This is a genomic window from Dactylosporangium aurantiacum (genome assembly GCF_000716715.1).
GTDB lineage: Bacteria > Actinomycetota > Actinomycetes > Mycobacteriales > Micromonosporaceae > Dactylosporangium > Dactylosporangium aurantiacum.
In genome coordinates this window covers 1-348 of sequence record NZ_JNYJ01000168.1, presented here as the reverse complement: position 1 = coordinate 348, position 348 = coordinate 1, and the positions used below count along the sequence as shown (strand labels likewise).

General features: G+C 69.5%; 1 protein-coding gene. It reads right to left on the bottom strand.

What is annotated here, in order from left to right:
- Nucleotides 1-123: 123 nt before the first annotated feature.
- Nucleotides 124-348 (bottom strand): ricin-type beta-trefoil lectin domain protein (locus tag OP18_RS50790; RefSeq protein ID WP_033368060.1); only part of this gene is annotated, 225 nt, incomplete at its 5' end.

Here is a 348-nt window from a genome sequence, read left to right as displayed (position 1 = left end):
CGTGCGGTTCCTTCCACGGACACGGCACACCGGACGTCGCGGTGCGACGCCGGGCGATGCCGTACGGGGGATTCGTGCGGGCGCTGCCGCCGGTGGCCGTTGGACCACCGGCGGCAGCGCGGGTCAGTTGAGGCTGAAGCGTTGGTTGGCCTGGCCGTTGCAGTCGTAGAGCTGGATCTGCTGGCCGTTGTTGGTGCCCCACACGTCGAGGCAGCGGCCGGACTGCACGCCGCTGATGGTGCCGTTGCTGTTGACGTTCCACTGCTGGTTGGCCTGGCCGTTGCAGCTGTAGATCTGCACCGCCGCGCCGTTGCCGGAGCCGGCGGCGTCCAGGCACATGCTGCCGTA